General features: G+C 66.0%; 15 protein-coding genes. 5 read left to right on the top strand and 10 right to left on the bottom strand.

Going from position 1 to position 15,325, the window contains the following annotated elements; all coding sequences use genetic code 11:
* Window position 1 precedes the first annotated feature (1 nt).
* The 6 genes from AC5JCN_RS14590 to AC5JCN_RS14565 all read right to left on the bottom strand — a co-directional run bounded on the left by AC5JCN_RS14590 (window position 2) and on the right by AC5JCN_RS14565 (window position 5,580).
* Window positions 2-1,063, bottom strand: a complete 1,062-nt coding sequence (locus AC5JCN_RS14590; RefSeq protein ID WP_495755795.1) for an ABC transporter ATP-binding protein — start codon at window positions 1,061-1,063, stop codon at window positions 2-4.
* A gap of 11 nt (window positions 1,064-1,074) precedes the next feature.
* Window positions 1,075-2,118: an NAD(P)-dependent alcohol dehydrogenase gene (locus AC5JCN_RS14585; protein WP_495755794.1), complete on the bottom strand. Its 1,044-nt coding sequence runs from the start codon at window positions 2,116-2,118 to the stop codon at window positions 1,075-1,077.
* Window positions 2,119-2,121: 3 nt separating this feature from the next.
* Window positions 2,122-2,328, bottom strand: coding sequence for a DUF2160 family membrane protein (locus AC5JCN_RS14580; RefSeq protein WP_495755793.1), 207 nt, complete (start codon window positions 2,326-2,328; stop codon window positions 2,122-2,124).
* Window positions 2,329-2,332: 4 nt separating this feature from the next.
* Complete coding sequence (locus AC5JCN_RS14575) at window positions 2,333-3,169, bottom strand: carbohydrate ABC transporter permease (protein ID WP_495755792.1); 837 nt, start codon at window positions 3,167-3,169, stop codon at window positions 2,333-2,335.
* Window positions 3,166-4,050 carry a carbohydrate ABC transporter permease gene (locus AC5JCN_RS14570; RefSeq protein ID WP_495755791.1) on the bottom strand — a complete coding sequence of 295 codons (885 nt, stop codon included), beginning with the start codon at window positions 4,048-4,050 and terminating at the stop codon, window positions 3,166-3,168. The genes AC5JCN_RS14575 and AC5JCN_RS14570 overlap by 4 nt, the downstream gene beginning before the upstream one ends.
* Before the next feature lie 99 nt (window positions 4,051-4,149).
* Window positions 4,150-5,580, bottom strand: a complete 1,431-nt coding sequence (locus tag AC5JCN_RS14565; RefSeq protein WP_495755790.1) for an extracellular solute-binding protein — start codon at window positions 5,578-5,580, stop codon at window positions 4,150-4,152.
* A gap of 316 nt (window positions 5,581-5,896) precedes the next feature.
* On the opposite strand from AC5JCN_RS14565, the gene AC5JCN_RS14560 reads away from it, so the two are divergent.
* From AC5JCN_RS14560 to AC5JCN_RS14540, 5 genes are all read left to right on the top strand, one after another.
* Window positions 5,897-6,781 (top strand): sugar phosphate isomerase/epimerase family protein, encoded by an 885-nt coding sequence (locus tag AC5JCN_RS14560; RefSeq protein ID WP_495755789.1) that lies wholly within the window; start codon window positions 5,897-5,899, stop codon window positions 6,779-6,781.
* A gap of 60 nt (window positions 6,782-6,841) precedes the next feature.
* Window positions 6,842-8,089 carry an ROK family transcriptional regulator gene (locus tag AC5JCN_RS14555; protein WP_495755855.1) on the top strand — a complete coding sequence of 416 codons (1,248 nt, stop codon included), beginning with the start codon at window positions 6,842-6,844 and terminating at the stop codon, window positions 8,087-8,089.
* Window positions 8,086-9,066 carry a tagatose kinase gene (locus AC5JCN_RS14550; protein WP_495755788.1) on the top strand — a complete coding sequence of 327 codons (981 nt, stop codon included), beginning with the start codon at window positions 8,086-8,088 and terminating at the stop codon, window positions 9,064-9,066. Before AC5JCN_RS14555 ends, AC5JCN_RS14550 begins: the two co-directional genes overlap by 4 nt.
* Before the next feature lie 61 nt (window positions 9,067-9,127).
* On the top strand, window positions 9,128-9,856 hold the full coding sequence (locus tag AC5JCN_RS14545) for an SDR family oxidoreductase (RefSeq protein WP_495755787.1): 729 nt from the start codon (window positions 9,128-9,130) through the stop codon (window positions 9,854-9,856).
* Window positions 9,857-9,904: 48 nt separating this feature from the next.
* Window positions 9,905-10,648 (top strand): SDR family oxidoreductase, encoded by a 744-nt coding sequence (locus AC5JCN_RS14540; RefSeq protein WP_495755786.1) that lies wholly within the window; start codon window positions 9,905-9,907, stop codon window positions 10,646-10,648.
* 10 nt (window positions 10,649-10,658) lie between these two features.
* On the opposite strand, the gene AC5JCN_RS14535 is transcribed toward AC5JCN_RS14540, so the two are convergent.
* From AC5JCN_RS14535 to cyoB, 4 genes are all read right to left on the bottom strand, one after another.
* Window positions 10,659-12,140: an MDR family MFS transporter gene (locus tag AC5JCN_RS14535; RefSeq protein ID WP_495755785.1), complete on the bottom strand. Its 1,482-nt coding sequence runs from the start codon at window positions 12,138-12,140 to the stop codon at window positions 10,659-10,661.
* A 132-nt stretch (window positions 12,141-12,272) separates the two neighbouring features.
* Window positions 12,273-12,665: a cytochrome o ubiquinol oxidase subunit IV gene (gene cyoD, locus AC5JCN_RS14530; protein ID WP_495755784.1), complete on the bottom strand. Its 393-nt coding sequence runs from the start codon at window positions 12,663-12,665 to the stop codon at window positions 12,273-12,275.
* Window positions 12,662-13,306 carry a cytochrome (ubi)quinol oxidase subunit III gene (locus AC5JCN_RS14525; RefSeq protein ID WP_495755854.1) on the bottom strand — a complete coding sequence of 215 codons (645 nt, stop codon included), beginning with the start codon at window positions 13,304-13,306 and terminating at the stop codon, window positions 12,662-12,664. Before AC5JCN_RS14525 ends, cyoD begins: the two co-directional genes overlap by 4 nt.
* Before the next feature lie 11 nt (window positions 13,307-13,317).
* Window positions 13,318-15,324, bottom strand: coding sequence for a cytochrome o ubiquinol oxidase subunit I (cyoB, locus tag AC5JCN_RS14520; protein ID WP_495755783.1), 2,007 nt, complete (start codon window positions 15,322-15,324; stop codon window positions 13,318-13,320).
* Between the last annotated feature and the right edge of the window lies 1 nt (window position 15,325).

Raw genomic sequence — 15,325 nt, 5'->3', positions numbered from 1 at the left:
ATCACAGGCGCTGGCCGGTGGAACGGTCGAAGACATGGGCGCGGCGCGTATCGATGCGGAACGGCATGGTCTTGCCCGGCTCGCCCTCGATCCGCTCGCGGATGAGCGCGTCGATCGGTTCGCCCCCGAGGCGACCGAAGATCAGCGTCTCCGACCCCGTCGGCTCGAACACGGAGACATCCACGGGTACGCCGCCCTCACCGATCGTGATGTGCTCGGGCCGGATGCCGTAGGTGACGGGACGGCCCTCCTCGGCGTTGACGCCATCGAGGGGCAGCGCGATGCCGTGGTCCGTCAGCACCACCTGCTTGCCGTCGCGGCTGGTGATCTTGCCCTGCAGGAAATTCATCGCGGGGCTGCCGATGAAACCGGCGACGAAGATGTTGACGGGACGGTCGTAGATCTCGAGGGGCCTGCCAAGCTGCTCGACCTTGCCGTCGCGCATCACGACGATCTTGCTGGCCATCGTCATCGCCTCGATCTGGTCGTGCGTGACGTAGACCGTCGTGGTCTTCAGGCGCTGGTGCAGCTCCTTGATCTCCACGCGCATGCTGACGCGCAGCTTGGCATCGAGATTGGAGAGGGGCTCGTCGAAGAGGAACACCTGCGGGTCGCGGACGATGGCGCGGCCCATGGCGACGCGCTGGCGCTGGCCGCCGGACAGCTGCTTCGGATAGCGGTCGAGGTATCGGCCAAGGTCGAGGATCTCCGCCGCCTTGCGCACCTTGTCGTCGATCTCGGCCCTGGGCCGCTTCGCCATCTTGAGCGGGAAGCCCATGTTCTCGGCGACGGTCTTGTGCGGGTAGAGCGCATAGGACTGGAACACCATGGCGATGTCGCGATCCTTCGGCGGCATGTCGTTGACGACCTTGCCGCCGATCCTGATCTCACCGCCGCTAATCTCCTCCAGGCCCGCGATCATCCGCAGCAGCGTGGACTTGCCGCAGCCCGAGGGCCCGACGAGGACGACGAATTCGCCGTCCTCGATGGCCACGTCGACACCCTTGATGATGCGGACGGAGCCGAAATTCTTGGTGACGCCAATCACCTGCACGTTCGCCAAGACCAGCCCTCCTATTGCGGCAGTTCGATCTGCATCTTGACGTCGCCGGCCGGGGCAGACGCGGCGATCTCGAAAGCCCGCACGCTCTCGGCGAACTCGAACTTGCGGGTCAGCAGCGGCTTCACGTCGATCGCGCCGGAGGCGAGCATCGCCACGCAGCGGGGGAAGACGTGCGCGTAGCGGAAGATGTTTTCCACCCGCGCCTCGCGGACCATCGCGGCGCCGGCGTCGTATGCGATCGGGTCCGGCTGGCCGCCGATCATCACGACGCAGCCACCGGGGCACAGCGCCTCGAAGACCGAGGCGGCGGCCTTTGAATTGCCGGTGGCCTCGAAGACGACCTCGACGCCCCAGCCATCCGTCTCCTTGCGAATGCGCTCGGCGACGTTCTCCTTCGTCACGTTGATCGGCGTGATCGGGCCGAGGCTCGCGGCGATGGCCAACTTGCTGTCGTCGATGTCGGTGACGTAGACGCGGGCGCATCCCGCGGCGAGCGCCGACAGCGCGGTGACGAGGCCGATGGGACCCGCGCCGAGAACGAGGCCGACGTCACCGGGCTTGATGCGAGCCTTCGTGGCCGCGTGCACGCCGACGGCCAGCGGTTCGACCATGGCGCCCTCGGCGAAGGACACGTTGTCGGGCAGCTTGAAGGTGAAGGCTTCGGGATGCACGCAGGTCGGGCGCAGAATGCCGTGGATCGGCGGCGTCGCCCAGAAGCGCACGGCGGGATCGACGTTGTACATGCCCATCCGCGTGGCGCGGCTGTTGGGATCCGGGATGCCGGGCTCCATGCACACGCGGTCGCCGACCTTCAGGGTCTTCACCTCGGACCCGGTCTCCACCACCGTTCCGGAGGCCTCGTGGCCCAGGATCATCGGGGCGTTGACGACGAAATGCCCGATCTTGCCGTGCGTGTAGTAGTGCACGTCGGAGCCGCAGATGCCCACGGTGTGCAGCTTGATGCGCACGTCGCGCGGGCCCACCGCCTCCTCGGCCTCGATAGGGAAGTCGCGCATCGACAGTTCGAGTTTGCGCTCCAGCACCAGTGCCTTCATGGCCTAGCCCTTTCTGATGAGGATGGCCGCGATCACGACCGAGATCACGGTGCAGATCCAGATGGAAAGCCCCAGCGGCTCGAGAAACCGCAGCCAGAGCAGCGACAGCGCGACCCAGATCACCACGCCGATGAAGAGGCGGTCGAACCAGTTCGTCTCGATGGGCAGGAAGCCCGGCTTGGCGACCTCGATTTCAGGATCGTCGGTCATCGGCTTATCCCTTCACCGCGCCGAAGGTGAGGCCCGCCACGATGTGACGCTGCACCATTCCGAAGACGATCAGCGCCGGTATGAGGGTGAACACCGAAATCGTCGCCATGATGCCCCACTCGGTGCCCGTCGTCGTCACGTATTCCGAAAGGCCGGTGGTGAGTGTCCGGGCGTTGAAGTTGGTGAGCGTCGCGGCCAGCAGATACTCGTTCCACGCGAAGACCCAGGTCAAAATCAGGGTCACCGCGATGCCCGGGCGGGCGAGCGGGAAGACGACCTCGCTCATCACCTTCCACAGGCTCGCGCCGTCGACATAGGCGGCCTCGTCGAGCTCCTTCGGAATCGCGTCCAGCGTCGGGCGCAGTGTCCATATGGCGAAGGGCAGGTTGAAGGTGCAGTACACGAGGATCATGCCGGTCTTGGTGTCAGCCAGCTTGAAGTCACCGATCCTGTAGACCTGCGTGAGCAGCAGGAAGAGCGGCAGCAGGAACACGGCCGGGGGCGCCATGCGGTTCGTGATCGTCCAGAAGAAGATGCTCTCCTTGCCCGCGAAGTTGAAGCGGGTGAGCGCGTAGCAGGCCAGAAAACCGAGGGTCGTCACCAGCACCGCGTTGCCCGACGAGATGATCAGGGAATTGATCATGTATCCGCGGATCGTGCTGTTGTTGATGACCTTGATGTAGTTGTCCCAGATCACCGTATCGAGAATGACGTCTGGCGTCGTGAACAGCTCAACCGCCGGCTTCACGGAGATGACGAAGAGCCAGTAGATCGGGAACAGCGTCAGAAGGCTGAAGGCCGTCCAGAGCGAGACGGCAAGCCAGGGTTTGCGCCGCTTCATTGGCTCTCTTCCTTCGTGTTCCGGGGCGCGATCAGGCTGACATAGAGGAGCCAGCACACGACGATGGTGAGGTAGAGCACGATCACCGAGATCGCCGAGCCGTAGCCGTAGTTCGTGCGCGGGAAGACTTCCTTGAAGATATGGACGCCGACATAGCGCGTCGCCGAGCCCGGCCCCCCGCCGGTGAGCATCAACACCTCATCGACGGTCCGCAGTGCGTCCATCAGCCTGATGAAGATGGTGGCGATGAGGGCCGGCCGGATCATCGGCAGGGTGATGTGCCAGAAGATCTGCGTCTTGCTCGCCCCGTCGATCTGCGCCTGCTCGAACGGGTCGGAAGGCAGCGAGACCAGGGCGGCGATGAGCGTCAGGGTAACCAGCGGCGTCCAGTGCCAGACATCCATAATCACCGTGATCGTGAAGGCGGCCAAGGCGCTGCGGCCGATATTGAGGTCGAAGCCGAACCACGTGTCGAGCAGATGCGGGATGACGCCGATCGAGGGGGTCGTCATCAGCTTCCAGATCGAGCCGACGATGATCGGCGCCATGATCAGCGGGAGCGTGTGGATGGTGCGGAAGAAGGACTTGCCGGGGAAGTCCTTCATGAACGCCTGGGCCAGGAAGTAGCCGAGGATCACCTCGGTCGTCACGGCGAAGAAGACAAAGGCCGTGGTGACGCCGAGTGACGCCAGGAACTGCGCGTCGAAGACCACCTGGCGGTAGTTTTTGGCCCAGCTGAAGATCTTCGCCGGATTGGCGGCAAAGGGGTTCCAGTCGTGGAAGGAAACCCAGACGACGTAGATGAAGGGGAAGACGCCGAAAAGGCCGAGGATCAGGAGCGTCGGCGCGAGAAGGAGCAGTCCCAATCTCGTCGAATGCATTGAACGGCCTCTTCCGTCACGGGGGCCGGCGCGCCGTTCCTGGGGCCGGGAAAGATGGGCGGGCCGCCGGCGAAGGCGGCCCGCTGATTGGCGGAGAGCTTACTTGCGGTAGCCCAGGGTCTTGAGTTCCTGCTCGGCCTTCTCGGCCATGGCGTCGAGGCCGGCGTCCGGAGCGATCTTGCCGGTCAGGATGTCATAGAAGATCGGCGCCGTCGCCTCGCGGACCTGCGCGTGGAACGGATAGGGAGGTGCGCCGGCGAACAGCTTGCCCTGGTCGCGGAGCATGTCGTAGTAGCCGCCGAGCTTGCCGTTCATCTCCTTCACTTCAGGAGAGTCGTAGGTCGCCTTATTGGTGATGCGCGGCGCTGCGACGGCCCACTTCGGCTGGACTTCATCCTGGCCGATGTACTGCAGGAAGAGGACGGCGGCTTCCTTGTTCTTGGAGGTGACGGGCACGCCGAAGGCGCCGCCGTCATAGTAGCCGATATAGCCCTTGCCGGATTCGGCATCGGCCATCACGCCCTGCGAGAGCGGCGGCAGGGCGATGCCGACCTTGCCAGTGACCTTCGACTTGGTGGCGTCGGAGGCGATCCAGGCGGCGTTCTCGCCATAGACGAGGCCCTGGGCGGCGCGGCCGGCGGCGAAGGTCGTGGCGACCTCGGTCCAGGTCGACTGAGGCGACTCCGGCGGGGCGATGTCGCGCAGGTGCAGCCACCACTTCAGCGCGGCCTTGGCCTTGTCGCTGTTCATGGTGCCGCCATTGGCCACCGTCGCAGCGTAGTTCTTGCTGGCGTCGATGCCCCAGTTGTAGACGCCAAAGGTCGGCGCGACGGACTCGAAGTACTCGTACCAGGAAGCCGGATGACCCGTGTGCGCCTGCGCCGTCGAGCCCCAGATCTTTTCGCCGCTGTCCTTGCCCCACTGGGTGAAGAACTCGGCGATCTCGGTGTACTCTTCATGCGTCGTGGCGGGCTTGAGGTCCTTCCCGGTCTTCTTCTTGAAGGCGTCCTTCACCTTCGGGTCGTTGAAGAGGTCGAGCCGGTAAAGGTAGAGCTTGAGGAACGCCTCCATCGGCACGCCGTAGAGGTCGCCATTGGCGCCCTTGAAGTAGTCGGCGAATGTCGTGAACTTGGCCTCGTCGAAGGTCGGCGCCTTCAGGCTGGGGTCGCTCTTGAGGGTTCCTGTGATGTCGACCAGGAAGTTGCGCGCCAGGTAGGCGTAGATGATGTCCTGCTCGATATACACCATGTCATAGATGCCGGTGCCGGCTTCCATGTCCTTGATGCCCTTGTCGTACATCTGGTCCCAGGAGGTCGTCTCGATCTCGACCTTGATGCCGGTCTTCTTCTCGAACTCGGGGGCGAGCACGTCCTTGATGTAGTTGGACGGCGGGGTGCTTTCGGTGACGCCATGCAGGGTCACGCCCTTGAACTTGGCACCGGCGTCGGACCAGAAGTCCGCCCACGCGGGCGACGCGGAGACGATGCCGATCGTCAGCGCGATCGCGCTGACCTTTGACATGAAGGTCATGTTTTTCCTCCCCATGGTCGGCGCGCTTCAAGCCGCCGTACCAGCGCTTCTACACCACAGCGAAATGTGACGCAAGGTTTGTTGTCAAACCCAACAAAAATGCTATGAGGCCGCGGGCGGCATCACCCAAAGCGCACCACTATTGGTGCAATGCAATATCTTTGACGTCGTGCTCTAGCCCGTTTTTCGCAGACGCGAAGATTGACGCTTTTTTTCAAATAACCATCTGACGTGCATCGATAGAATATATTTGTTGCTCTAACCTGCAAATGTGCCTAGCCTGAGGTGAGATTGGCCTCGGACCGGAGACATCACCATGCGGCGCCTCGGCATTCATTCATTCGTCTGGACAGGTGGTCAGACCCAGGACGGCCTCGAAATGGCGCTGCGAAAGACGGCCGAGCACGGCTACCGCACCATCGAGTTCGCCTATCTCCGCCCCGAGAAGTTCGACCTCGACCGGCTCGCGAAGCTGGCCCAGTCGCTGGACGTCGAGATCGGCGTCACGATGGGGCTTCCCGTTGACCGCGACGTCTCGAGCGAGGATCCCGCGGTCGTCGCGGCCGGCAAAGCCATGCTGGCCGACGCGGTTCGCGCCGTCCGGGACATCGGCGGCAACAAGCTCGGCGGAATCCTGTACTCGGCCCATACCAAGTACAACCGGCAGCCAACGAAGCGCGGCTGGGACAACAGTGTCGCGGCGATCGCGGAGACGGGCGAACTGGCGAGGCAGTGCAAGGTCGATCTCGTGCTGGAGGTCGTGAACCGGTTCGAGACGAACCTGCTGAACACGACCGCACAGGGTCTCAAGTTCCTGGCGGACACCGGGTCCGACCATGTCCGCCTGCACCTCGACACGTTCCACATGAACATCGAGGAGGCCAATCCCGCCGCCGCCATCCGGCTCGCCGGCGACAAGCTCGGCTATTTCCATATCGGCGAGAGCAATCGCGGCTTTCTTGGTGACGGTGTCATCAATTTCGACCTGATGTTCGACGCGCTTCTGGACATCGACTACAAGCGCGACATCGTCTTCGAGAGCTTCTCGACTGCCGTGGTCGACGAGGGCCTGTCGCTCGCCTGCGCGATCTGGCGCGACACGTGGACCGACAACGATCCGCTTGCCGCACACGCCAAGACCTACATTGAGCTCAAGATGGCGGAGGCCAAGCGGCGGCGCGCCACCAACGCGCGACCCTGAATTCCGTCCCCCCTTGCTGCCGAGGGCGACAGCCTCGTCCGGGAGGAAACCGTGCACGCCATGGGCTCGCTTGGAAGCTCGCCGAGGCGGATCCGCCAGAAGAACGTGGTCGCCGCGCTGCAGCGCATCCACGCCTGCGGGCAATTGAGCAGGGCGGAGCTGGCCCGGCAACTGGGCCTCAACCGGTCGTCCTCCGGCCAGATCATCGCCGAGCTGAAGGAGAGCGGGCTGGTCCGCGAGGTGGAAGGATCCGACACCCGCCGTGAAGGCCCGCACCTGCGCGCCGGGCGGCCGGGCATCATGCTGGAGCTGATTTCCGATGCCGTCTTCTTCCTGGGCGTGGAGATCGGTGTCGAGCATCTCGCTTCTGTCGCAATCGACCTGAGCGGTCAGGTCTGCGATCGCCGGACCCTGCCTTTCGACACGCCTGCCTTCAGCATCGAAGCCGCCGTCGAGCGGGCCATCGCGCTCGCCCTGGAAGGCTTCGGCCCTGAGCGGCTGGCACGCTGCCACGGCCTCGGCGTGTCCGTTCCTGCCCATGTCAGGACGCCCGGCGAGGTCTCCATCGCCCCCATCATCGGATGGCGCGACGTTCCCTTTGCAGCCTTTGTCAAGGCGGCCTTTCCCGCCGACGTTCCGGTCGTCATCGAGAACGACGCCAACGCCTTCGCCATCGGCGACGCCTACAAGCACGGGCGCTCCGGCGTGACCCTCGTCCTCGTCATCGAGACGGGCGTGGGCGGTGGCATTCTCATCGACGGGCAGCTCTTTCGCGGCGGCCACGGCCTCGCCGGCGAAATCGGGCACACGCTGGTTCCCGGCAGCAACGGCCGCAAGCTCGAACACCTGATCGGGCGCGAGACGCTGGTGTCGCAGTACCGGGCGGTGCGCGGCGATGCCTCGGCGGGGATCGAGGAGTTCCTCGATGGTGTCCGGGACCGGGTCCCGGAAGCGGTCACCATCGCCGAGGACTGGTCACGCCATCTCGCCTATGCGCTGATGCAGGCCTGCCGGCTGATCGATCCCAATCGCATCGTGCTGGCCGGCTCGGTGGCGCCGCTTTTTCGGCTCGTCGCGGCAAGGGTCAAGTTCCACATGGCGCAGGATCCGAAGGTGCCGTTTCCGAGCCCCGACATCGATGTCGACGAGGATGCGGAATTCGGCTCCGCCTTCGGCGCGGCCTGCCTCCTCCACCAGCAGTTCATGTCGCTGGACCATGACGCGGGCGTGCTGGAGCCCGCACTGCTGGCATCGCAAACGACCCGGTCGCTCGGCCCGGCGGTGCAGTCCAACGGAGGCGTCTCATGACCACGGGTCCGCTGTCTCCCGACGATCTGGGTCCCACGGTCTGCGTCGGCGAAATACTCGTCGAGATCGTCGCGACCACCGTGGGCGACGGTTTCACCCAGGCGCAGCCGCTCGTCGGGCCTTATCCGAGTGGCGCGCCGGCCATCTTCATCGACCAGTGCGCCCGGATCGGGGGCGCAGCCGCCATGATCGGCGCCGTGGGAAACGACGACTTCGGGCTCGTCAACACCGGTCGCCTGAGCCGGGATGGCGTCGACGTGTCGGCGATCATGGTCGATCCGGACTTCCCGACAGGCAGCGCCTTCGTGCGCTACCGGGAGAACGGTTCGCGGGACTTCGTGTTCAACATCGCCAAATCGGCCGCGGCGCGCTTCGGCTGGAGCCCGGCCGTCGAGCAGCTCATCCGGCGCGCCGGCCACCTGCATGTAATGGGGACCGCGCTCTCCATGCCGAGCGCGTGCGAGGTCATCGACCGCGCCGTCGGCATCGTGAAGGCACGGGGCGGCTCGCTGTCGGTCGATCCCAACGTCCGCAAGGAGCTCAAACTCGACGACGCCACCGAGCGCCGCTTCGCCGCACTCGTGTCGGCCGCCGACCTGCTCCTGCCGTCGGGGGAGGAGCTGGAGCGGGCTGCCGGCGTGGACGGGGAAGCCCCGGCGATTGCGCGCCTCTTCGAGAGGGGTGTCAGGGAGATCGTACTCAAGCGCGGCCATGCCGGCGCCAGCCTGTTCGCGCCGGACGGGAGCCGCCTGGACGCGCCGGCCTTCATTGTCGACGAGGTCGACCCCACCGGCGCCGGTGACTGCTTCGGCGGAGCCTATGTGGCCTGCCGGCGCCTCGGCATGCAGCCGCAGGACGCGCTGACCTATGCCTGCGCGGCGGGCGCCCGCAACGTCACGATCCGTGGCCCCATGGAGGGTGCGGGCACGCGGGCCGAGCTGGACGACTTCATCGCGCGCAAGCCAAAGCGGAGCTGACCACGCCCGCCGCGTACCGGAATGGCGGCCTCGGGCCGCGCAAGCTCATGGGAGAACAGACATGTCGAACGCGCTGAGCGGAAAGATCGCCGCCGTCACGGGAGCCGCCTCAGGCATCGGGCTGGCGTCGACCGAGGCCATGCTGGCGGAGGGCGCCACCGTCGTGCTGGTCGACCGCGACCAGGAGGCACTGGAGGCGCATTGCGCGCGGCTCGGCAAGGGAGCCATCCCTCTGGTCATCGACCTCCTCGATGCCGAAAGCTGCGCCTCGCTGCTCGATGGCGTGCTCAAGGTTGCAGGAGGTCTCGACATCCTGCACGCCAATGCCGGCAGCTACATCGGCGGCGATCTGGTTGAGGCCGACCTCGACGCCATCGACCGGATGCTGAACCTGAACGTCAATGCCGTCATCAAGAACGTCAGGACGGTCGCGCCCCATATGATCGAGCGCAAGACGGGCGACATCATCGTCACCAGTTCGGTCGCGGGCCATTTCCCCGTGCCGTGGGAGCCGGTCTACTCCTCATCGAAATGGGCGATGACCTGCTTCGTCCAGACCATGCGACGGCAGCTTCTGAAGCACGGCGTGCGCATGGGGTCGGTGTCGCCCGGTCCGGTGATCAGCGCTCTCCTGAAGGACTGGCCGGAAGAGAACCTGCGGAAGGCGAAGGAGAACGGCGCGCTGATCGAGCCGAAGGAGGTCGCCGACGCCGTGATCTTCATGCTGACACGGCCGCGCACCGTCACGATCCGCGACGTCGTGGTTCTGCCGAGCGCCTTCGACATCTGAGCAAGCTGCAGGTCGCTCTAGGGCGGCCCAACCTCACGGAGAGAGACGATGGCGAGAGACGGGGCTGGTGAGTTCGCGGGCAAGTCGGTCCTCGTGACGGGAGCCGGCAAGGGGATCGGCCGGGCTACGGCGAAGCTGCTCGTCGGCTACGGCGCCGAGGTGATCGCGCTCAGCCGGTCGGCGGACGACCTCGCCAGCCTCGCGGCCGAGATCGGCTCGCGCTCCGTGCCGGTCGATCTGGCGGATGCCGAGGCGACCCGGGCGGCCGTGCGCGCCGCGCTGCCGTTCGACCTGCTGGTGAACTGCGCCGGGACGACGTCCCTCGATCCGTTCGTTGATCTGACCGATGCCACCTTCGACCACATCATGGCGGTCAACACCAAGGCGCCCATGATCATCGCGCAGGAGTATGCGCGACACCTCATCGCCGCCGGCAGGCCCGGGGCCATCGTCAACGTGTCGAGCGATGCCGCCTTTCTCGGCGTCATCGACCATGCCGCCTATTGCGCCTCGAAGGCGGCACTCGACGGGTTGAGCCGGGTGATGGCGAACGAACTCGGCAAGCACGGCATCCGGGTGAATTGCGTGAACCCCAACATCACGCTCACCGACATGGCGAAGAAGGCATGGAGCGACCCGGTACGGTCCGGCCCGCGCCTGAGCCGGATGCCCATTGGCCGGTTCCTTGAGCCGGACGAGGTGGGCGAGGCGATCGCCTACCTGCTGTCGCCGCGGGCCGGCGCCATCACCGGCATCTCCATGCGGGTCGATGGCGGGTTCTCCGTCACCTGAGACACAGGGGTCAGGAGGCCGAAGCCTCCTGGCTCTCGCGCGCCGGCTTCAGCTCGATGCTGGGCACCAGCAAGGTGAGCACCACGATCAGCAGCGCGATGACGAGCATGGCGAGGAAGGTGAGCTGCAGGGCATCGCCGAGGGCCGCATAGAGCGTCGCGTCCTGCGGCGGCCCGCCGGCGGGCGCGTCGAGGATGTGCCGCAGCCGCTCGGACGTGATCGTGCCCGTTGCCGCCGACCTGTTGAGGCCGAAGTTCAGGACCGCACCCAGCACCGTGGCCCCGAGCGTGCTGCCGAGATTGCGGGCGAAGAGGTTCGACGCCGTCGCGACACCCCTCTGGGACGGATCCACGATCTCCTGGATGAGCACCAGCGACGCCACGCTGAGCAGGCCCATCCCGAACCCCATGACGAGCGACCCCGCCGCGGCGAGCGCGGTCGAGCCCGTGGCGGGCAGGGCGAGAAACGCGGCGGCGCCGACCGGCAGCAGCGCGCTGCCGGCGACCATCACCTGACGCAGCCCGAAGATGGGAAAGATGCGTGCCGAGATGGTGGCGCCCGCCGGCCAGCCCAGCACCATCATCGTCAGGGAGAAGCCCGCAACGACGGGCGAGGTGTGCAGGATGCCCTGCATGTACATGGGCAGGAAGGTTGTGAGCCCCATCAGTGCCATCGCCGCGAGCACCGTCGCGCCGTTCGCCATGGCGATGGGCCGGCGCCGCCAGAGAGAGAACGACACCATCGGGTCGGGCGTCCTGCCCTCCTGCCAGACGAAGAGGGCGCAGGCGACGACGAACACGGCCGCCCAGGCGAGGGCGCCCGTCGTCCCGGCGTTTCCCGCCAGGGTGAGCGCCATCATCAAGGCCGTCACCGCCACCGTGAAGAGCACGGCCCCGGCGACGTCGATGGGCTGCGACTTCGCTGCCCTGTCCTCGCGCAGGAACAGGACGAAGCCTGCCGCGGCCAGCACGCCGATCGGCAGGTTGATCCAGAAAATCCAGGCCCAGGAAAGGTGGTCGATGATGACGCCGCCCGCCAGCGGCCCGACCACGGCCGACGTCGCCCAGACACTCGCCAGGTAGCCCTGCACCTTGCCGCGTTCCCGCGCCGGGAAGAGGTCCGCGATGATCGTCATGGCCACCGGCTGCATGGCGCCGGCGCCGACGCCCTGCACGAGGCGAAAGACGATCATCGACGGCATCGACCAGGCAAAACCCGCCAGCAGCGAACCGACCATGAAAATGGCGATGCCGGCCAGCATCACGGGCTTGCGGCCATACACGTCCGAAAGCTTGCCGAAGACGACCGTCATGGCCGTCTGCGTCAGCAGAAAGGACGAAAAGACCCAGCTGTAGAGGTCGAGCCCGCCGAGCTGCGAGACGATCTGCGGCATGGCGGTCGAAACGATCGTGGCCTCGAGCGCGACCATAACCATGGAGGCCATGATGGAGGCGACGACCAGCGGCCGGGATGACCCTGAGGATTGCGACATGCGGATCTGCTGGAAACGAAGCGAAACGGTTGAGAAGGCCGAGGCACGCCAGTGCGGCCGGTGAAACGTCAACATGCCGCGGAAGCGCCGGCGATCAACCCGCCCGGCCGCGCGGCTGCATTGCGCCGCGCGTCAGCGCTGCATCTGCATCATCTGGTCCATGGGCATCATGTTGTGGTTGAGGTTGGCCATGATCCAGAGCGTCCCGCCGAGCACCAGCACCACGATGAGCACGCCGAAGGCGAGCGCCAGCACGTTGTTGGTGTTGTCCGGCGACGTCGTGAGGTGGAGGAAGAAGACGAGGTGAACGCCCATCTGGGCGATGGCGAAGACGATGAGCGCCACGGGGATCGCCGGCGCCCAGACGAGGTGCGGGGTGGGCAGCAGGAACGACGCGACGGTCAGCAGGGTGGCGAGCGCGAGTCCCAGCAGATATCCCCGGAAGCCGCTCGCAACCCCGGCCTCGTGGAACTCGTCGCCCGGCGCGCTGTCGGCGTCGCGGTAGCCGTCTTCACCGTGGCTCATCGTCCGGCTCCCAGCAGGTATACGACGGTGAAGAGCGCGACCCAGACGATGTCCAGCGCGTGCCAGAACAGGCTGAAGCACATGAACCGGCGCAGGATGTCGGGCCGGAACCCCTTGGCGTAGATCTGCGCCATCATCGTCAGGAGCCAGAGCAGCCCGATCGAGACGTGCAGCCCGTGGCATCCCACCAGCGTGAAGAAGGCCGAGAGGAAGGCGCTGCGCGTCGGGCCGGCGCCCTGGCTGATGAAACCCGCGAACTCCCACAGCTCCAGAGCGACGAAGGCGGCGCCGAAGACGAAGGTGGCTGCCATCGCGAGCTGGAACAGCCCATGCCGCCGGACATCCGCAGCGAGGCTCGCCATGCCGCACAGGAAGCTGGAGGTCAGCAGGAAGGCCGTCTCGAGCGCGGTGATCCTGAGGTCGAAGAGCTCGGCACCCGTCGGGCCACCCGCCGTCTGCCCCTGCAGCACGGCGTAGGCGGCGAAGAACGCCGAGAACATCACGATGTCGCTCAGCAGGAAGATCCAGAAGCCGTAGCCGGCGATGATGCGCCTGGGTGCTGGCCCTCCTTCCCCGTGGCCCTGTGCGCGGCTGGTTTCCCCGTGGCCGCGGCCGACGCGGTAGGGGTCGCTGCCTGGCATCTCCGCGGCGGTCACGGCTGAGCTCCCGCGGCTGCCGCTAGCGCATCCCGGCGCGCACTGCGGTTCTCGCGATCAAGCCTCGCCACGTCGGAAGCCGGGATTACGTAGTCGGGCACGTCGCGCCAGGCGAAAACGACGAAGGTCGCGTAGGCGCCGACAAAGCCGAGCACCACGAGCCACCAGATATGCCAGATCAGGGCAAAGCCCATGAGCGTGGCGAAGAAAGCGCAGACGAACCCGGTCGGGCTGTTGCGCGGCATCTCGATGTCCTCGTATTCCGGCTCGGGGCGAAGCTGGTTCTGCTCGCGGGCGTGCTGCTTGATCGCCCAGTAGGGCTCCTCGCCGCCGACGTCGGGAAGCACCGCGAAGTTGAAGGCGGGAGGCGGCGAGGCCGTCGCCCATTCGAGGGAGCGGCCGTCCCAGGGATCACCCGTGGGATCGCGAAGGGCCTCGCGCCGGCGGATGCTGACGACGAGTTGCACGATTTGGCAGACCACCCCGGCGGCGAGCAGCACCACGCCGGCGGCCGCGACCAGCATCCAGGGATGCCAGGCCTCGACGTCGTAGCGCTGGAGGCGCCGCGTCATGCCGAGCAGGCCGGCGACGTAGAGCGGCACGAAGGTGACGTAGAAGCCTGACAGCGAAAACCAGAACGCCGCCTTGCCCCAGCCCTCATGCAGCGTGAAACCGAAGGCCTTCGGAAACCAGAATGTCAGCCCCGCGAAGGCGGCGAACAGAACGCCGCCAATGATGACGTTGTGGAAGTGGGCGACGAGAAACATGCTGTTGTGCAGCACGAAGTCGGCCGGCGGCACGGCCAGCAGGACGCCCGTCATGCCGCCGATGACGAAGGTCACCATGAAGCCGACGGACCACAGCATCGGCGTCGCGTAGCGGATGCGGCCGCCATACATCGTGAAGAGCCAGTTGTAGATCTTCACGCCGGTTCCCACCGCAATGATGCTGGTGGCGATGCCGAAGGCCGCGTTGACGTCCGCTCCCGCGCCCATCGTGAAAAAGTGGTGCAGCCACACCATGAAGGACACGACGCAGATGAAGAGCGTCGCCACGACCATGGAGCGATAGCCGAAGAGCGGCTTGCCCGAGAAGGTCGAGATCACCTCCGAGAACACGCCGAAGGCGGGCAGCACGAGGATGTAGACCTCCGGATGACCCCACGCCCAGATGAGGTTCATGAACAACATCATGTTGCCGCCGGCTTCGTTGGTGAAGAAGTGGAAGCCGAGGTAACGGTCGAGCGTGAGCATCGCGAGCGTCGCGGTGAGCACGGGGAACGCGGCGACGATGAGCAGGTTCGCGGCCAGGGCGGTCCAGCAGAACATCGGCATGCGCAGATAGCCCATGCCGGGAGCCCGCATCTTCAGGATGGTCGTGACGAGGTTGACGCCTGTCAGCAGCGTGCCGACGCCTGAGATCTGGATGGCCCAGAGGTAGTAGTCGACGCCGACCCCGGGCGAGTAGGTGGCCTCGCTGAGCGGCGGATAAGGCAGCCAGCCCGTCCGGGCGAACTCGCCCAGCACGAGCGAGAGGTTGACGAGCAGCGCGCCCGTCGCCGTGAGCCAGAAGCCGACGGAGTTGAGCGTGGGGAAGGCGACGTCGCGTACGCCGAGTTGCAGCGGCACCACGAAGTTCATGAGCCCGATCACGAACGGCATGGCGCCGAAGAAGATCATGATCGTGCCGTGGGCGGAGAAGATCTGGTTGTAGTGCTCCGGCGGCAGGTAGCCGTCGGCCCGGAAGGCGACCGCCTGCTGCGAGCGCATCATGATGGCGTCGACGAAGCCGCGCAGCAGCATGGCGAGCGCGAGCAGGATGTACATGACGCCGATGCGCTTGTGGTCGACGCTGGTGATCCACTCGCGCCAGAGGTAGGGCAGGTGCCCGCCGAACACGACCCAGGCGATCAGGCCGACGAGCACCACCCCGACGGTCCCGGAGGCGATCAACGGAATGGGCTGGTCGATCGGGATCGCGGCCCAGGTGAGCTTGCCCAGCATG

The sequence above is a fragment of the Alsobacter sp. genome (assembly GCF_059501845.1).
Note: the sequence above shows the minus strand (reverse complement) of the source record. Positions and strands in the feature narration are given on the sequence as shown.